This is a genomic window from Mycobacterium sp. OTB74 (assembly GCF_029892685.1).
In the GTDB taxonomy this organism is placed as follows: domain Bacteria; phylum Actinomycetota; class Actinomycetes; order Mycobacteriales; family Mycobacteriaceae; genus Mycobacterium.
In genome coordinates this window covers 43,956-59,217 of record NZ_JARXVD010000015.1, presented here as the reverse complement: position 1 = coordinate 59,217, position 15,262 = coordinate 43,956, and the positions used below count along the sequence as shown (strand labels likewise).

Genomic DNA, 15,262 nt, shown 5'->3' with positions numbered 1-15,262 from the left:
GTCGCCGAATCAGACGCCGGTCATGTGATCGGCATCACCCGCGGTCAGCTTTGACCGAACCGGGCGGCCAGCGCCGGGCGGTCCAGCTTGCCGATGCCGCGGCGGGGCAACTCGGCCACCACGTGCACTTCGCGCGGGGCGGCTGTTGCGGCCAGAGTGAGCGAGATGTGTTGGCGCAGTTCGGCAATGGTTGGGGCGGCCGCACCCGGGGCGAGCACGACGGCCACCACGACGCGTTGCCCGAGCCGTTCGTCGGGGACGCCGAACACCCCACACTCGGCGATCGACGGATGGCTTGCCAAGGCCGATTCAACCAGCACCGGCAACACTTTGAGTCCGCCGGTGGCGATGGTGTCGTCAACCCGTCCCAGCACCTGCAGTGTTCTCGAATCATCCACGGCGCCAATGTCATCGGTGAGAAACCAGCCGTCGCTGAACGGCGAGGGGTCCACTGGGTTGCGGTAGCCCGACGCCAACGTGGGCCCGCCGAGGGCGATCCTGCCGTCGTCCCCGAGTCGTAACCGCACGCCGTCCAATGGCAGCCCGTCATAGACGCAGCCGCCGGCGGTTTCGCTCATCCCGTACGTGCGGATTACGGAAACCCCTGCGGCCAAGGCGCTTTCGTTCAGCTCAGGCGGTATCGGGCCGCCACCGATCAGTACGGCGTCCAGTTCGGCCAGCGCAGCGGCGGCCGCCGGGTCGGCCAGTGCCTTGGCCAGCTGCACCGAAACCATCGATGCATAGCGGCGGCCGGACCCCAAATTCTTTACCGCAGAAGGAAGTTCGCTCGCCTCGAAGTCCGGAGGCAGGGCCACCGGAGTGGTGCCGGCGTACAGACTGCGCACCAGCACCTGTAGCCCCGCGATGTGATGCGTGGGCAGCGTCAACAGCCAGCGCCCCGGACCGCCGAGTCGGTCATGGGTGGCGGCCGCGCTCGCTGCGAGTGCGGATCCCGAAAGCAATGCTCCCTTGGGGGAGCCGGTACTGCCTGAGGTGGCCATCACGATCGCGATGTCGTCGGCGATGGGCTCACCCACTCGCAGTGTCGACGACAACAGGGCGGCCCTACGCTCGTCGTCAATAGGCAACGGCAGCAACGCATTCGAACCCTCAAGTGCGCGCTGCAACTTGGGTGTCAGGTCAAGGGCAGCTGCCCCGGAGTGCACACTGACCGCGCGCAGGACGGCTATGCCGGGCCTCCGGCCTCGTCACCGGCGTCGCGCGGGTCGTCCAACGGCCAGCCTTTGGCGGCGAGGCGTTCCCGGACCCGCTCGATGTCCTCCTGGCGCGGCAACTCGTCGGTGATCTGCGTGATCAGTACTCCGATGTCGATGTGGTCGAACTCGCCGCGGGCGATCAAATCTCTTGCGACGGCTTTGACTTCATCGTTGGACAGGCGCCGGGCCAGCAAGGCGAGTAGGGGGACCTGATCGGGGCCTGGCACGCCTTCGGGGTATCCGGCGTGCAGCCACGCCATGATCTTGGTCAGAAATGCACTCACAGCGTCACCTCCAAAAGTGCCGGGGCGTATCGGTTGTCAACTTCGCATCAGCATCGCGATCCTAGATCGTCGCGTCAAATGCGCAACCACGGCTACGTTAGCGTCCAAAATTGGGTGGGTTGCCTCGCCTGCCAAACGTGTCTGGACGCAGAAATGAACTCTGCGTGAACACCTTCGCTCATGCAGCATCTTCCCAGGTCAGGGTCAGCTCCGATGCTAGACGTAGCTAGAAAAAATCACGGCCGTTCGGTCAGAATGAGCGCCATGAGCGGACAGATGGTCATCCTGGTGCTGTTGATAGCAACGGCACTGGCATTCGACTTCACCAACGGATTTCACGACACCGGAAATGCCATGGCCACGTCCATTGCGACGGGGGCCCTCAAGCCGAAGGCGGCGGTCGCCTTGTCCGGCATCCTGAACCTGGTCGGTGCCTTCCTATCGGTCAACGTGGCCGTCACGGTGGCGACCAACGTGCTGAAGATTCAGGATCCCAAGACGGGCCATCTCCAGCTCGACGGAGCCGTCGCGCTGACGATGATCTTCGCCGGTCTGATCGGCGGCATTCTGTGGAACCTACTGACCTGGTTGTTCGGTATCCCGTCCAGCTCGTCGCACGCGCTGTTCGGCGGCCTGATCGGTTCGGGCATCGCAGCAGCCGGCATGGCCGGCGTGAACTGGCAGGGTCTGAGCAGCAAGGTGCTGATTCCGGCGGTCGCCTCGCCGTTCATCGCGGGTGTGGTCGCCATGAGCGGCACCTGGTTGGTCTACAAGATCACGAAGAACGTGGTGAAGTCCCGTCGCGAGGAAGGCTTCCGCTGGGGCCAGATCGCTACTGCCTCGCTGCTGTCTCTGGCGCACGGTACCGGTGACGCACAGAAGACGATGGGTGTCATCGCGCTGGCGCTGATCAGCAGCGGTCACCTCACCGGTGACGTCAAGAAGGACGGCCTGCCGTTCTGGATCATCGGTAGCTGCGCCCTGGCCATTGCCGCGGGTACCTACATCGGCGGTTGGCGGGTCATCCGCACTCTGGGCAAGGGTCTGGTGGAAATCGACTCCCCGCAGGGCTTCTCCGCTGAATCCGCATCGGCCGCGGTCATCCTGACCTCCAGCGTCGCGGGTATGGCACTGTCCACCACGCACGTGGCCACCGGTTCCATCCTGGGTAGTGGCGTCGGCAAGCCGGGCGGCCAGGTGCGTTGGTCTGTGGCGGGCCGGATGGCCGCAGCCTGGTTGATCACCCTGCCCGCCGCCGGTCTGGTCGGTGCGCTCTCGTTCTGGCTGTCGCACACCATCGCCAAACTCGGCACTCCAATGCTCGGCGACATCGTGATCTTCGCGATCCTGGTCGGGCTGTCCGGATTCATGTACTGGCGCGCCCAGCAGCAGAAGGTCGATCACAACAATGTCAACGCCGAATGGGACGAGTCGACCAACTCGACGGTTCCGGCCGACGTGCGCGCCGCCGCAAAAGCTGACAAAGACACCGCGTCCGTCTGACGCCGCGGTCGATAGCGACGAATTCTCCAGCGAAGAATAAGGAATCATTCGATGACGTATCTGGAAGCCATCTTCCGAGTGCTGATCCTGGGTCTGATCTTTGGTGCAGGTCTGCCGGCAGTGTTTGCCGGCGGGCTGGTCGCCTACTCCAACGGGGCCGGCGGCACTAGCGACGACGGCACGGTGCACGCTCCCAATCCGGCGCTGAAGCTGCTCGGCCAAGCGCTGTTCGTCCTGGTCGGGGCCATCGTCCTGCTGGCCATCCTGTGGATCACCAAAGACGTGATCGCTCATCACACCGGCGTTGACCTGTTCTCGTTCCTCAACAAGAAGAAGTGAGCTGACCAGACATGACCGAAGGTAATGGATTGCTCGAGAGTGTTTTGAACTGGCTGCGGGCCGGCTACCCGGAGGGTGTGCCGCCGAAGGACTACTCCCCGGTGTTGGCGTTGCTCAAGCGCACCTTGAGTGAGGACCAAGTGGTCGACGTCGCCCGGTTGATCCTCCGGTCCAACGAGGTTGAAACCCCGGTCACCGAGGCCGAGATTCAGGACGCGATCCAGCAGGTCACCGACCAGGCCCCCAACCCCGAGGAAATCCACCAGGTGTCAGCGCGGCTGGCGCTGGTGGGCTGGCCGCTGGCAGCGCCCTCAAACTGACCGCACCTTACTGACAGGGCCCCAGGCTCAATCATCGAACGACGATCAAGTGGCTCGCTCCCAGCCGCTTGATCGTCGTTCTGCGTCAACTGCGGGTGTCGCGGCGCAGCGGATGCGTCTCGGGCACCTGCACGAAGATCAGCCTGATCCCATCGGGATCGACGACGTGCATTTCGTGCAGCCCCCACGGCTCTTGTTGTGCTGCACGGGAAATCGGTACGCCGCGAGCCTCGAGTTCGGCCTGGGTCGCGCGCACGTCGCGCACCTGCAGCCACAGCGCCCCGGGGAACGGCCCGCCCGCATCGTCGGCTCGGCGGCCGTGGCCGGCGAGTTCGATCAGCGATTGTCCGGCGTAGAACACCGTGCCGGCGCCGTAGTCGCGGGCGATGGCCAGCCCCAGGGCGTCCCGGTAGAACGCCAGTGAGGCCGGGTAATCGGCGGGCCGGATCAGCATCCGGCTGGCGAGAATCTCCACCCGGTCACCGAACCGGTTGTACGCGTTGACGTTTCATCACCGAATCAACAGCGGCGGGCACGACGCTGTTGAGCGCGTGCGCGGTCACCGCCATCCGCGGCGCGATGCGGACCGGCCTGGTGCGCGCGGCGGTGACCATCCAGTCCGCCGCCTCGTCGGCGGACAATCCCGGCAGTCCGTCGTATTCCCGGGTCGGTGCGATCATCGGCGTCTTGACCAGCGGGTAGAACAGCGTCGTCGAGTGCACTCCGGCTTCGCCCCACTCGGTTTCGATGACCCGGCTGACCGCGGTCAGCGCCGCTTTGGAGGCGTTGTACACCGAGAACAGGGGCGAGGATTCGTTCATCACGCCCCAGCTGGACACGTTGATGATGTGCCCGTCACCGCGCTCCAGCATGCCCGGCGCTAACCCGCGGACCAGTCGAAGCGGTGAGTAGTAGTTCAGGGTCATGGTGCGCTCGACGTCGTGCCAGCGCTCCAGTGACTCGGCCAGCGGCCGTCGGATCGACCGGCCGGCGTTGTTGATCAGGATGTCGACGCCGCCGAGTTCTGCTTGCACGTCGGCCACCAGCGTGTCGATAGCGTCCATGTCGGACAGGTCGCATGCGCGGGCGATCGCGTCTCCACCGGCGGTGGTGATCCGGGCCGCGACGGTGTCCAACAGTTCGGCCCGACGGGCCACGATCACCACGGTGGCTCCGGCGTGGGCAAGCTTGGCCGCGGCCGCCGCGCCGATGCCCGACGACGCACCGGTCAGCACGATGCGTTTGCCAGCCAGATCGACCTCGGGGCCGCCGGGTATCCGGTCGATCAGCGGGGGACGCATCGCTGCCAGCAACAGACCATCGGCGATTCGCCGAAGCGGATTCCTACTCACCCCTGCGAGCTTAGGACGCCCCAGATCCGGTCGCGGGCCAGGTGTCGGTGTAGACGAGTTCATCTAGCGGGCGGGCCGTCGTCCAGCCCACGATTTCCAACTCGGGGCGGTCCGGGAACTCGGGCACCGGCCCCAGACACAGCACCGCGATCGGGTCAGCGCCCTCCGGCATACCCAGCAATTGGGCTAGGTCGGACGGCTCGAACAGCGAAACCCAGCCCATCCCAAGGCCTTCCGCACGCGCGGCCAGCCACATGTTCTGGATTGCACAGGACACCGAGGCCAGATCCATGTGCGGCATGGTGCGGCGGCCGAAGATGTGTTGCTCGCGTTGATCGCCCAGCGCCACCACCAGCAGTTCCGCGCAGTCGCCGATACCTTCTACCTTCAAGGCGAGGAATTCGGCCTCGCGCGGGCCGAGTGCGGCCGCCGTATGAAGCCGTTCGACGTCGACCAGGTCCTTGATCTTGTTGCGCAGGGTCTGGTCGGTGATCCGCACAAAGCGCCACGGTTGCATCAGCCCGACGCTGGGTGCCGTGTGTGCGGCTTCCAGGATACGGCGCAGAACATCTTCGGGCACTTGAGAATTCGGCGTGAAGCGCCGCATGTCCCGGCGCTCGGACATGACGCGGTACACGGCCGCGCGTTCAGTATCGGAATATGCCGGCTCACTCACCCCGGGGAGGCTAACAGTGCTCAGCTGCTGGGGACGGTATCGGGGTTGCGCTTGGCTAGACGGGCGGGAGTCTGGTGTTGCGCAGGAGGCGCATGGTGTTTGACACCGACGGTGAACCACAGCACCAGCGCCAGGTTGTACAACGCCAGGATGCCGTAGAGCAGGCTGTCGCGGGTGTCGAAGCCGAGCGGCCCGGGTGTATGACTGGCAGCGGCCGATATGCACACGATCGTCAGCACCAGCCAGCCGACGGAGGCGATGCGGCTGAACAGCACAGCGGTGCGCCCCAACGAGGCGAAAAGGGTCAGCACTCCGGCGCCCAACATCAGGGCACAGTGCATCGGCGTCACGTGCAGCCACAAAATCGGCGCACCTTCGGCTCCGAACTGCGGATTGGCCATCGACCAGGCCAGGCCGGCACCGCCGAAAACTCCCATGACGATCCCCTCGGCCAACAGCACCCATCGGCCGATGCGGAGGCGCGTTCCCGGAATCATCGGCTCAAGTCTGCCGCCCAGTCCCCGCGGCGGGGCCGTCCGCAAGCGGATACACAGGCCATTAGTGGCAAACCGCACAGTCTCGGCCGACGGGACAGTGCCGATCGGACCCGGCAGTCGGTACTGTTTGCGGTGATGGGAGCGCGAATCAGGGGTGTGCTTGCGGTTGTCGCAGCGGGTTCGACGCTGCTGACCGCATGTGAGAGCAAGCCCCGGGAACCGACGGCGATCACCGTCTACGCGACGTCGACCATGATCCACAGCATGACCGTCATCGGCAAGAAGTTCGAGGAGGATAATCCCGGTACGTCGGTCGAGTTCATCTTCGCCGGATCGACAGATTTGGCCAGTGAGCTGGCAGCCGGCGCCGGTGCGGATGTCTTCGTCTCGGGTGCGGTCGAGCAGATGACGTCGGTGGTCGATGCCGGGCTCATTCAGGGTGCACCGGAGCCATTCGCGACCAGCCGGCTGGTGATCGTCACCCCGCCGGGAAACCCGTTGCACCTGGTGAGTTTCGCCGACCTGGCTGCCCCTGGTGTGCGGGTGTCGCTCTGCGCTGCCCAGATGACCTGCGCAACGTTGACCCGCACGATCGAGGGCAAGACCGGTGTGCGGTTACAGCCGGTCAGCGAGGAAGTGACTTCGGAGGACGTCGTGCGCAAAGTGGTGACCGGCAAGGCCGACGCCGGGGTGGTGTTCGCCTCCGAGGCGATCACCGCAGGCGCGCATGTCAGCTGGGTGGATTTTCCCGAAGCCGCCGCTGCCAAGTCGGTATGCGAGATCGGTCTGCTCAAGAGCACCGACGAGGCGGAGCTGTCGAAGAAATTCATCCGCGAGGTCACCGATGAGACGAGCCGGCCGGTGTTGGCTGAGTCCGGGTTCGGCGAGCCGCCCGGTCAGAAATAACGCGGGAACTGACTCCAGTCCGGATCGCGCTTTTCCAGGAAGGCGTCCCGACCCTCGACGGCCTCATCGGTCATGTACGCCAGTCGGGTGGCCTCACCGGCGAACACCTGCTGGCCGACCAGGCCGTCATCGAGCAGGTTGAAGGCAAATTTGAGCATCCGGATGGCCTGTGGCGACTTGCCGTTTATCTCCGAAGCCCATTGCAGCGCAACATTTTCCAGATCCGCGTGGTCGACGACCTCGTTGACGGCGCCCATCGCTTGCATCTGTTCGGCGGTGTAGGCGCGGCCCAGGAAAAAGATCTCGCGGGCGAATTTTTGCCCGGCCTGTCGGGCCAGGTAGGCGCTGCCGTAGCCGCCGTCGAAGCTGCCGACGTCGGCGTCGGTCTGCTTGAACCGGGCGTGCTCACGGCTGGCCAACGTCAGGTCGCACACCACGTGCAGGCTGTGTCCACCGCCGGCGGCCCAACCGTTGACCAGGCAGATCACCGGCTTGGGCATGAACCGAATGAGCCGTTGCACCTCGAGGATGTGGAGGCGTCCGGCGCGAGCCGGATCAACGGTGTCCGCGGTTTCGCCGCTTGCGTACTGATAGCCGGCCCGGCCCCGGATGCGCTGATCGCCACCCGAGCAGAACGCCCAGCCGCCGTCCTTCTCCGACGGGCCGTTGCCGGTCAGCAGGATGACGCCCACATCAGGTGACATCCGGGCGTGGTCCAGGGCGCGGTAGAGCTCGTCGACGGTATGCGGCCGGAATGCGTTGCGCACTTCGGGCCGGTCGAATGCGATCCGGACCGTCGGCTGTGGCTTTCCGTCGAGGACGTGCCGGTGGTAGGTGATGTCGGTCAGCTCACCGAGTGCGGTGACGGCCTCCCACAACGCGGGGTCGAACGGATTCGCTTGGCTCACGTGTTTGACTTTAGCTATGAGGCGATTGGTGACTGCAGTGGTCTTGGGGGCTGGGCTGGTGCTGGCCGGGTGTTCACCGGCGCAGACGGGCGGTGACACCACCTGTAAGAACTTCTTGGGTGCCGAGCTGTCTCAGCAGGATGCTGCGGTGGCCAAGCTCCTCAAGGACGAAAGAGGCAAAGAGGCAACGAATCTGGAGATCACCGGAACACGGATTGCGGTGCAGGCCTACTGCCAGACCGGAGGCACCCCGGACAGCAAGATCAAGCAGGCTCCGCACCTCTAGGTAGGGTCCAGCCGGAACACTGCGCACCGACCGGCCAGTGCCTCGAACTCGTCGGGGTTGGGGCCCGTAACCAGCCCGACGTTCTTCATGAATCCGACACCGCTCGGCACCAGGACCGGGAACTGCCGCAGCAGTGGGCGGGCCTGCTCGGCCGGTACCTCGACGATCCCGACCTGTTGCTTGTGCCGGCCTTGGGTGACCGTACCGGCGCCGGCCGCCCGCGCGTTACGCACCCAGTCGGCCTTCGGCAAACCGCCGACCACGTAGCGTTGCCCGTCAATCACCATCGGGGTGATGGGCGTCGACCGGGGTTCACCCGACGTGCGGCCGGGCACGGTGAGCACTACCGGACCCTTGATCGGTACAACTTTCATTACCGTCATGAGCACCTTGTTCACGGGCTTGAGCCACCATGGTGGTTTGAGGTTCGCGTCGTTGTTTTGGCTCATGTTTCCGAGGGTAGACGTGCCACTGCGGCGGTGCCGCGATGTAATTTGCGGCGGTGCCGCGATGTAATGTCCGCCCAGCTTGACGAGGGGGTTTCGATGGCCAACCAGTACCCGCCGGGCCCGGGTTATCCCTACGGCGGCAATCCCTACGGGGGCATGCCGCCGAACGTGCCCTACCCGCAGCAGCCGTACGGTTTTCAGCCTGGGTATGGAGCGCCGGTTTTCTCGCCGCCGGGTGGCACTGCGATCACCGCGGCGGTGCTGAGCATCCTCGGCGCCCTGTCGACCTTCGTCGGTGCGTGCGTGGCGTGGTATGCGGTCAGCGAGCTGACTTCATTGTCCCAACAACGCTACGACGGTGGTGATTCTCCGCTGTCGGGGTGGATAGGTGTCACGACCGTTGTCGCAGTGGGGGATACCGTTGTGGCGGTCGTGCTTCTGGCCGGCGGCGTCTTGCTGCTTCGACGGTCGTTGGCCGGCCGGATGACGGTCATCGTCGGGTGTGCGGCAGTGATCGTGATCTGCGTCATCAGCTTCCTCGCAGTGCTCGCCATGACTGGTGCCTTGCACGCCAAACTCGGTAGCGAGTACTCGAGCGCGATGGGAACTATGATGGGGATGTCTGCGGTGCGGACCCTGGGCCCCATCCTGTTTGCCGGAGCCACAATGGTTCTCGCGCTGCTGAAGCAGACCAAAGAGTGGTGCGAGTACAAGCCGCCCCCGGTTGGCATGGTCGGTCCGGGAGGCTATCCCGGTCCGGTTGGTCCTGCTGGCCCCGGCGGATACCCGGGCTACCCGCCGCAGTACTAGACGTACCGGTTGCGGCCGGCGGCCCAGCCGGCCGTCAACTGCACTGCATACACCGCAAAGAACAACACGTACGGCACGTTCCAGCCGCCGTACAGGTCGTGCAACAGGCCGAACAGGAACGGTCCGGTGCTGGCCAGCAGATAGCCGAATCCCTGTGCCATTCCGGATAATTGGGCGGTGTCCTGGGCACTGCGAGCACGTAGCGCAATGACCGTCAGTGCCAGTGAGAACGCACTCATGCCGATGCCGATCAGCGAACTCCACAGCACCGGGGCCACCGTCGGGGCGACCATCAGTCCGATGGTGCCGCCGATGCCCAGCACGCCCATGCCGGCGTTCCACCAACTCTGGCTGGAGCTGCGTGCGGCCAGCGGCGAAATGATCAGTGCGACAGGCACACCGATCAGCGACATCACTCCGGACATCACCCCAGCTGTGGTCTTGTCCATGCCGCTGTCGATGAAAATCTGTGGCAGCCAACCCATCATGATGTACGCCAGCAGCGACTGGCTGCCCATGTACAGGGTGACCGTCCAGGCCAGGCGGTTGCGCAGCAGCGAGCGCCGGCCAGTGGTGTTGCCGTTGGTGGTGGCCCAATCAGAGCGGTGCCGACGGGCCGCGGGAATCCACAGCAGCAGGGCCAGTGCGGCCAGCACCGCCCACTCGGCCAACGCCGGTCGCCAGCCGCCCAGTGGCTGCTCGACGGCCGGGGTGATCGCTGCGCCCAGCGCGCCGCCGGCCTGCAGGGCGCTGGTGTAGATGCCGGTCATCAGGCCGACCCGGGCCGGGAATGAACTCTTGATCACCACCGGGATCAGCACGTTCGCCAACGCGATACCCGAGCAGGCGACCAGCGTTGCACCGAGCATCAGGTATCCGCCGCCGTGTGGGCGCACTGCCAGTCCGGCGGCGAGCGCCACCATGGCAAGTGACACCGTGCGGCCGAGACCGAGGCGCTTGGCCAGCAGCGGAGCGGCGAACCCGGCACCGGAGAAACACAACACAGGCAGCGTGGTGAGCACACCGGCCCAGACCGAGGACACCCCGAGTGCGGCGCGCATTTCGCCGAGCAGTGGAGCGACGCTGGTGACGGCTGGTCGCAGGTTCAGCGCAATGAGGACGACGGCCGCGGCCAGCATGACGCCGCCGGCGACGCGGGTCGGGGTCGACGCGGTGGGGACCTCGATGGCGCCATCGAGCTCGAGGGCCAACCCGTCCTCATAGTGGGTCGGGTTTGGTTCCTTCGTATCGGCGCTCACGGTGATATGGTGCCATACATCCTATGATTGGATGAAAGGATATTCGTGTGCCGCTGAGCACAACGCGCCGCACGGGCCTGGTCGAGCAGGTCATCGAACAGCTCCGCAGTTCGGTGACCAGTGGTGAGTGGCCGGTCGGGCACCGCATTCCGAATGAGAGCGACCTCGTCGACGTCCTTGGCGTGGGGCGCAACACGGTGCGCGAAGCCGTCCGTGCCCTGGCACACGCCGGCCTGTTCGAGGTGCGTCAGGGTGATGGCACCTATGTGCGGGCCACCAGCGAGGTGTCCGGCGCGCTGCGGCGGATGTGCAACACCGAACTGCGTGATGTGCTGCAGGTACGCCGGGGCTTGGAGGTCGAGGGTGCGCGGCTGGCCGCCACTCACCGCACCGCCGACGACATCGCCGGACTGCGTGAGCTGTTGCGCGGCCGTGACGACCAGCAACGGGCCGGCCATCACGACGAATTCGTGCAAGCCGACACCGAATTCCATTGCGCGGTGATGCGCGTGTCGCGCAATGCCATGTTGATCGAGCTGTACCTCGGGCTCATCGAGGTCATCACCGCCAGCGTGGCCGTGATGAACGAGACTCCGGTCGAGACCGAGTTTGAGGACCACCACCGGCTACTCGAACATATCGAGGCGGGAGACGCCGAGCAGGCGGCCCAGGCGGCCGCAGAGTTGTTCGACCGACTGTTGGCTCGATTGTCTGAGTAGTCGACCGCCTTAATCCCCCGCCCAAATCGACGAAATGGCTGCCCCGGAGCATCCGGAAGCAGGCATTTCGTCGTTCTCGCGCAAGAACTAGCCGACGGCACGCTCCGCGCCGGCCCAGAACTGTGCCCGCACAGCCTTCTTGTCTGGCTTGCCCAGCGCCGTCACGGGCACCGACTCGACCACGACGACCTGCTTGGGCGACTGCACCGAACCCTTGCGCTCCTTGACGGCAGCCTGAATCTCGGCGGTCATGGTGGCGACGGCATCTTCGGAGCTGTCGGCGTCCGGGCGCAGCACCACGACCGCGGTCACCGCTTCGCCCCACTTCTCGTCCGGGGTGCCCACCACGCATACCTGCGCGATCGAAGGATGTTCGGCCACAACGTCTTCCACCTCACGCGGGAACACGTTGAAGCCGCCGGTGACGATCATGTCCTTGGTCCGGTCGACGATGTACCAGAACCCGTCCTCGTCTTCACGGGCCAGGTCGCCGGTGTGCATCCAGCCGTCTTTGAAGGTGTCCGCGGTGGCCTCCGGCAGGTTCCAGTAGCCGCCGGACAGCAGCGGGCCGGACACACAGATCTCGCCGACCTCACCCTGAGGCACCTGGTTGCCGTCGGAATCGAGCAGTGCCGTCCTGCAGAACAGTGTGGGTCGACCGCAGGATGTCAGGCGCTTCTCGTCGTGCTCGTTCTTGCCCAGGTAGGTGATCACCATCGGGGCTTCGGACTGGCCGTAGTACTGGGCGAAGATCGGGCCGAACCGGCGGATGGCCTCGGCCAGGCGCACCGGGTTCATCGCCGAGGCGCCGTAGTACACGGTCTCCAGCGATGAGAGGTCGCGCGTGTGCGAATCCGGGTGGTCCATCAGCGCGTAGATCATGGACGGCACCAGCATGGTGGCGGTGATCTTCTGCTCCTCGATCACCCGCAGTACCTCGGCCGGGTCGAATTTGGTCAGCACGATCAGCTCGCCGCCCTTGACGATGGTCGGCACGAAGAACGCCGCCCCGGCATGCGACAGCGGTGTGCACATCAAAAAGCGCGGGTTCTCCGGCCATTCCCATTCGGCCAGCTGAATGGTGGTCATGGTGGTGATCGACTGCGTGGTGCCGATGACGCCCTTGGGCTTGCCGGTGGTGCCGCCGGTGTAGGTCAGGCCACCGATGTGGTCAGGGGCCAGGTCTGCAGCCTTCAATCGCTTCGGCTCGAACTTGGCGGCCTCGGCGGCCAGGTCCTTGGCTTTGTCGCCCAGGCCGGCCAGGGCCTCAGGGACCGGTCCGATGGTCAGCACCTGCTGCAGCGACGGCACTTTGTCCAGCAGCCCCAGGGCCCGCTCGACGAATGCGGGTGTCGGGTCGATGATCAGCGAGGTAACTCCGGCATCGGTCAGAACGTACGCGTGATCGTCGAGTGAGCCGAGAGGGTGTAGTGCAGTGCGCCGGAAGCCCTGGGTCTGTCCCGCGCCGATGATCATCAGCACCTCGGGGCGGTTGAGTGACAGCAGCCCGGTGGCGCTCCCGCTCCCTGCGCCCAGCGCCTCGAAGGCCTGAATGTACTGGCTGATGCGATCGGCGAGCTGGCCACCGGTCAGCGTGGTATCACCCAGGAACAGCACCGGCTTGTCTTTGTTGCGCTGGAGCGCGCCCACTGTGAAGTGCCCGGAATGCAGGGGATGGCGCAGCAGCTCGTCAGTCATGACCTAAAGACTAGAACGTGTTCTAGTCTGTGTCGCCCGGCTCCCCAAAATTGTTTGATCCTGTGTGTCGGACGCTTTTGTTATCCATTAGCGTTCGCCGCTCGTCGGGCCGCATATCCCTGTCAGGTCGTCCGAGCGCAGTGCCAAGGAGTCAGCACAATGAGTGACCAGTGTTCTGCAGCGTCTACCACCGAGGGCCAGGCGAGGGACATTCCCCGGTTTCTGGGCCGCGCCGAGGTGGCGCGGCACCTCGGTTTGAAAGGCGTGCATTCGCTGTCGCGGGTCCAGTTGCCACCGCCCGATGCGCAGATCGGCCCGCACAAGGGTTGGTTGCCGTCGACAATCGACGAGTGGAACGCACGGAGGCCGGGCCGGGGCCGCTGGGGACCTCGATAGGAGCCGAAATGTCCAGTGCCGGTGTGGTTGCGGACCTTGTCTTTTTCGGCACCGTGCTGACCGTCGATGACAGTCGGCCCACGGCAGGAGCGCTGGCGGTGGCAGGCGGACGCATCGTTGCCGTGGGCGAGCCCGCCGAGATCGAGCCGTGCATCGGTCCGGACACCCGCACCGTCCACCTCGGCGCCGGCTGTGTGATGCCGGGATTGGTGGAGGCTCATGGCCATCCGCTGATGGAAGCGGTGATCCTGTCCGGACGGATCGGCGATATCCGACCAGTCACCATGACGGCCGCGGCCGACGTCCTCGCTGCCATCAGCGCCGGAATCGAGCGCGGCGGTCAGGACGGTGCCTACTTCATGGGCTGGGACGGGCTGCTGCAAACCGGCCTGCCCGAACCGACGCTGTCATGGCTGGACGCTCAGGCACCCGATTCTCCACTGGTGATCCTGCACAACTCGGGGCACAAGGCGTTCTTCAACTCGGTGGCGGCCGGCGAGGTCGGGTTGAATCGCGACACCCCGGACCCCAAGGGCGCCAAGTACGGCCGCGACGCTCAGGGCAACCTGGACGGCACCGCCGAAGAGTCGGCGGCGGTGTTCCCGCTGCTGGCCGAGGTCATCGACCCGGCCGAGTACCCGCAGTTGCTCGCCGCTGAATGCGCGCGGCTGAACCGGGCCGGGCTGACCATGTGCTCGGAGATGGCGTTCGATCCGATGTTCCGCCCGCTGTTGGACCAGTTCCGCGACTCTCTCACGGTCCGGCTGCGCACCTACGAGATGTCCAACGAACATCTGCATACCGATGCGTCCCCGGACAACGGTGATGACGTGCTGCGTCAGGCCGGCATCAAGGTCTGGGTCGACGGGTCGCCGTGGATCGGCAACATCGACCTGACGTTCCCATACCTGGATACCGACGCCACCCGTTCCATCGGAGTGGTCCCGGGCTCCTGTGGTCACGCGAACTACACCCGCGAGCAGTTGACGGAGATCGTCGGGACGTACTTCCCCCAGGGCTGGCAGATGGCCTGCCACGTCCACGGCGACGCCGGCGTCGACACCATCCTGGATGTGTATGAGCAAGTGCTGCAACAACATCCACGCCAAGACCATAGGCTGCGGCTGGAACATGTCGGCGCGATCACCGCCGAGCAGCTACAGCGAGCGCATGACCTCGGGGTGACCTGCAGCTTCTTTGTCGACCACATCCACTACTGGGGTGACGTCATCGTCGACGGATTGTTCGGAGAGCGCGGTGAGCAATGGATGCCGGCGGGCTCGGCCGTGGCCACCGGCATGCGGATCTCGCTGCACAACGATCCGCCGGTGACCCCGGAGGAGCCGCTGCGCAACATCAGCGTCGCCGTCACCCGGACGGCGCCCAGTGGGCGAGTGCTGGCTCCCGACCAGCGGCTAACCGTGGAGCGGGCGATTCGGGCCCAGACCATCGACGCTGCCTGGCAGCTGTTCGCCGACGATATCGCCGGGTCACTGCAGGTCGGCAAGTACGCTGACCTGGTGGTGCTGTCGGCTGATCCGCGTACCGTGCCGGCCCAGCGGATCGCTGAGCTGGACGTGGTCGCGACATACCTTGCAGGACAGCAAGTTTATGGCAAACCTGAATGACGGCTCGGCTGGCAT

General features: G+C 65.4%; 19 protein-coding genes. 9 read left to right on the top strand and 10 right to left on the bottom strand.

The features are described 5' to 3' along the window. Positions 1–44 precede the first annotated feature (44 nt). Both menE and M2432_RS19360 read right to left on the bottom strand, forming a co-directional pair. Complete coding sequence (gene menE / locus M2432_RS19365; RefSeq protein ID WP_280828550.1) at positions 45–1,139, bottom strand: o-succinylbenzoate--CoA ligase; 1,095 nt, start codon at positions 1,137–1,139, stop codon at positions 45–47. Between the two features lie 47 nt (positions 1,140–1,186). Continuing rightward, positions 1,187–1,501, bottom strand: a complete 315-nt coding sequence (locus M2432_RS19360) for a DUF3349 domain-containing protein (RefSeq protein WP_280828451.1) — start codon at positions 1,499–1,501, stop codon at positions 1,187–1,189. A gap of 264 nt (positions 1,502–1,765) precedes the next feature. On the opposite strand from M2432_RS19360, the gene M2432_RS19355 reads away from it, so the two are divergent. The 3 genes from M2432_RS19355 to M2432_RS19345 are packed head-to-tail and all read left to right on the top strand — an operon-like array spanning position 1,766 to position 3,663. Beyond that, on the top strand, positions 1,766–3,004 hold the full coding sequence (locus M2432_RS19355; RefSeq protein ID WP_280828450.1) for an inorganic phosphate transporter: 1,239 nt from the start codon (positions 1,766–1,768) through the stop codon (positions 3,002–3,004). 51 nt (positions 3,005–3,055) lie between these two features. Further along, complete coding sequence (locus M2432_RS19350; RefSeq protein ID WP_280828449.1) at positions 3,056–3,343, top strand: hypothetical protein; 288 nt, start codon at positions 3,056–3,058, stop codon at positions 3,341–3,343. An 11-nt stretch (positions 3,344–3,354) separates the two neighbouring features. Next, entirely contained in the window at positions 3,355–3,663 is a 309-nt protein-coding gene (locus M2432_RS19345; protein ID WP_280828448.1) for a DUF3349 domain-containing protein, read from the top strand. An 85-nt stretch (positions 3,664–3,748) separates the two neighbouring features. Here the strand turns inward: M2432_RS19345 and M2432_RS19340 are convergent, their stop codons facing one another. From M2432_RS19340 to M2432_RS19325, 4 genes are read right to left on the bottom strand one after another with little or no spacing between them, the layout of a single operon-like run. Next, positions 3,749–4,138, bottom strand: coding sequence for a VOC family protein (locus M2432_RS19340; RefSeq protein ID WP_280828447.1), 390 nt, complete (start codon positions 4,136–4,138; stop codon positions 3,749–3,751). Positions 4,139–4,142: 4 nt separating this feature from the next. After that, positions 4,143–5,015 (bottom strand): SDR family oxidoreductase, encoded by an 873-nt coding sequence (locus M2432_RS19335; protein WP_280828446.1) that lies wholly within the window; start codon positions 5,013–5,015, stop codon positions 4,143–4,145. A 10-nt stretch (positions 5,016–5,025) separates the two neighbouring features. After that, the gene (gene bluB, locus M2432_RS19330; RefSeq protein WP_280828445.1) at positions 5,026–5,691 is read right to left on the bottom strand and encodes a 5,6-dimethylbenzimidazole synthase; all 666 of its coding nucleotides are present in this window, start codon (positions 5,689–5,691) and stop codon (positions 5,026–5,028) included. 20 nt (positions 5,692–5,711) lie between these two features. After that, entirely contained in the window at positions 5,712–6,188 is a 477-nt protein-coding gene (locus M2432_RS19325; RefSeq protein ID WP_280828444.1) for a DUF4383 domain-containing protein, read from the bottom strand. 135 nt (positions 6,189–6,323) lie between these two features. On the opposite strand from M2432_RS19325, the gene modA reads away from it, so the two are divergent. After that, positions 6,324–7,094, top strand: coding sequence for a molybdate ABC transporter substrate-binding protein (gene modA / locus M2432_RS19320; protein ID WP_280828443.1), 771 nt, complete (start codon positions 6,324–6,326; stop codon positions 7,092–7,094). Here the strand turns inward: modA and M2432_RS19315 are convergent. Next, positions 7,085–8,002: a 1,4-dihydroxy-2-naphthoyl-CoA synthase gene (locus tag M2432_RS19315; protein ID WP_280828442.1), complete on the bottom strand. Its 918-nt coding sequence runs from the start codon at positions 8,000–8,002 to the stop codon at positions 7,085–7,087. The genes modA and M2432_RS19315 overlap by 10 nt on opposite strands. A gap of 28 nt (positions 8,003–8,030) precedes the next feature. On the opposite strand from M2432_RS19315, the gene M2432_RS19310 reads away from it, so the two are divergent. Beyond that, entirely contained in the window at positions 8,031–8,288 is a 258-nt protein-coding gene (locus M2432_RS19310) for a hypothetical protein (protein WP_348536321.1), read from the top strand. Here M2432_RS19310 and M2432_RS19305 read toward each other — a convergent pair. After that, positions 8,285–8,737: a nitroreductase family deazaflavin-dependent oxidoreductase gene (locus M2432_RS19305; RefSeq protein ID WP_280828440.1), complete on the bottom strand. Its 453-nt coding sequence runs from the start codon at positions 8,735–8,737 to the stop codon at positions 8,285–8,287. The two genes, M2432_RS19310 and M2432_RS19305, sit on opposite strands and share 4 nt — an antisense overlap. Positions 8,738–8,803: 66 nt before the next feature. On the opposite strand from M2432_RS19305, the gene M2432_RS19300 reads away from it, so the two are divergent. Beyond that, positions 8,804–9,547 carry a hypothetical protein gene (locus M2432_RS19300; RefSeq protein WP_280828439.1) on the top strand — a complete coding sequence of 248 codons (744 nt, stop codon included), beginning with the start codon at positions 8,804–8,806 and terminating at the stop codon, positions 9,545–9,547. Here the strand turns inward: M2432_RS19300 and M2432_RS19295 are convergent. Further along, positions 9,544–10,686: an MFS transporter gene (locus M2432_RS19295; RefSeq protein WP_280828549.1), complete on the bottom strand. Its 1,143-nt coding sequence runs from the start codon at positions 10,684–10,686 to the stop codon at positions 9,544–9,546. The two genes, M2432_RS19300 and M2432_RS19295, sit on opposite strands and share 4 nt — an antisense overlap. 167 nt (positions 10,687–10,853) lie before the next feature. Between M2432_RS19295 and M2432_RS19290 the strand changes: the two genes are divergently transcribed. After that, positions 10,854–11,525, top strand: coding sequence for an FCD domain-containing protein (locus M2432_RS19290; RefSeq protein ID WP_280828438.1), 672 nt, complete (start codon positions 10,854–10,856; stop codon positions 11,523–11,525). A gap of 87 nt (positions 11,526–11,612) precedes the next feature. On the opposite strand, the gene fadD8 is transcribed toward M2432_RS19290, so the two are convergent. Continuing rightward, on the bottom strand, positions 11,613–13,223 hold the full coding sequence (gene fadD8 / locus M2432_RS19285; RefSeq protein WP_280828437.1) for a fatty-acid--CoA ligase FadD8: 1,611 nt from the start codon (positions 13,221–13,223) through the stop codon (positions 11,613–11,615). A gap of 159 nt (positions 13,224–13,382) precedes the next feature. Between fadD8 and M2432_RS19280 the strand changes: the two genes are divergently transcribed. Then, entirely contained in the window at positions 13,383–13,619 is a 237-nt protein-coding gene (locus M2432_RS19280; protein WP_280828436.1) for a hypothetical protein, read from the top strand. An 8-nt stretch (positions 13,620–13,627) separates the two neighbouring features. Next, complete coding sequence (locus M2432_RS19275) at positions 13,628–15,247, top strand: amidohydrolase (RefSeq protein ID WP_280828435.1); 1,620 nt, start codon at positions 13,628–13,630, stop codon at positions 15,245–15,247. Positions 15,248–15,262 lie beyond the last annotated feature (15 nt).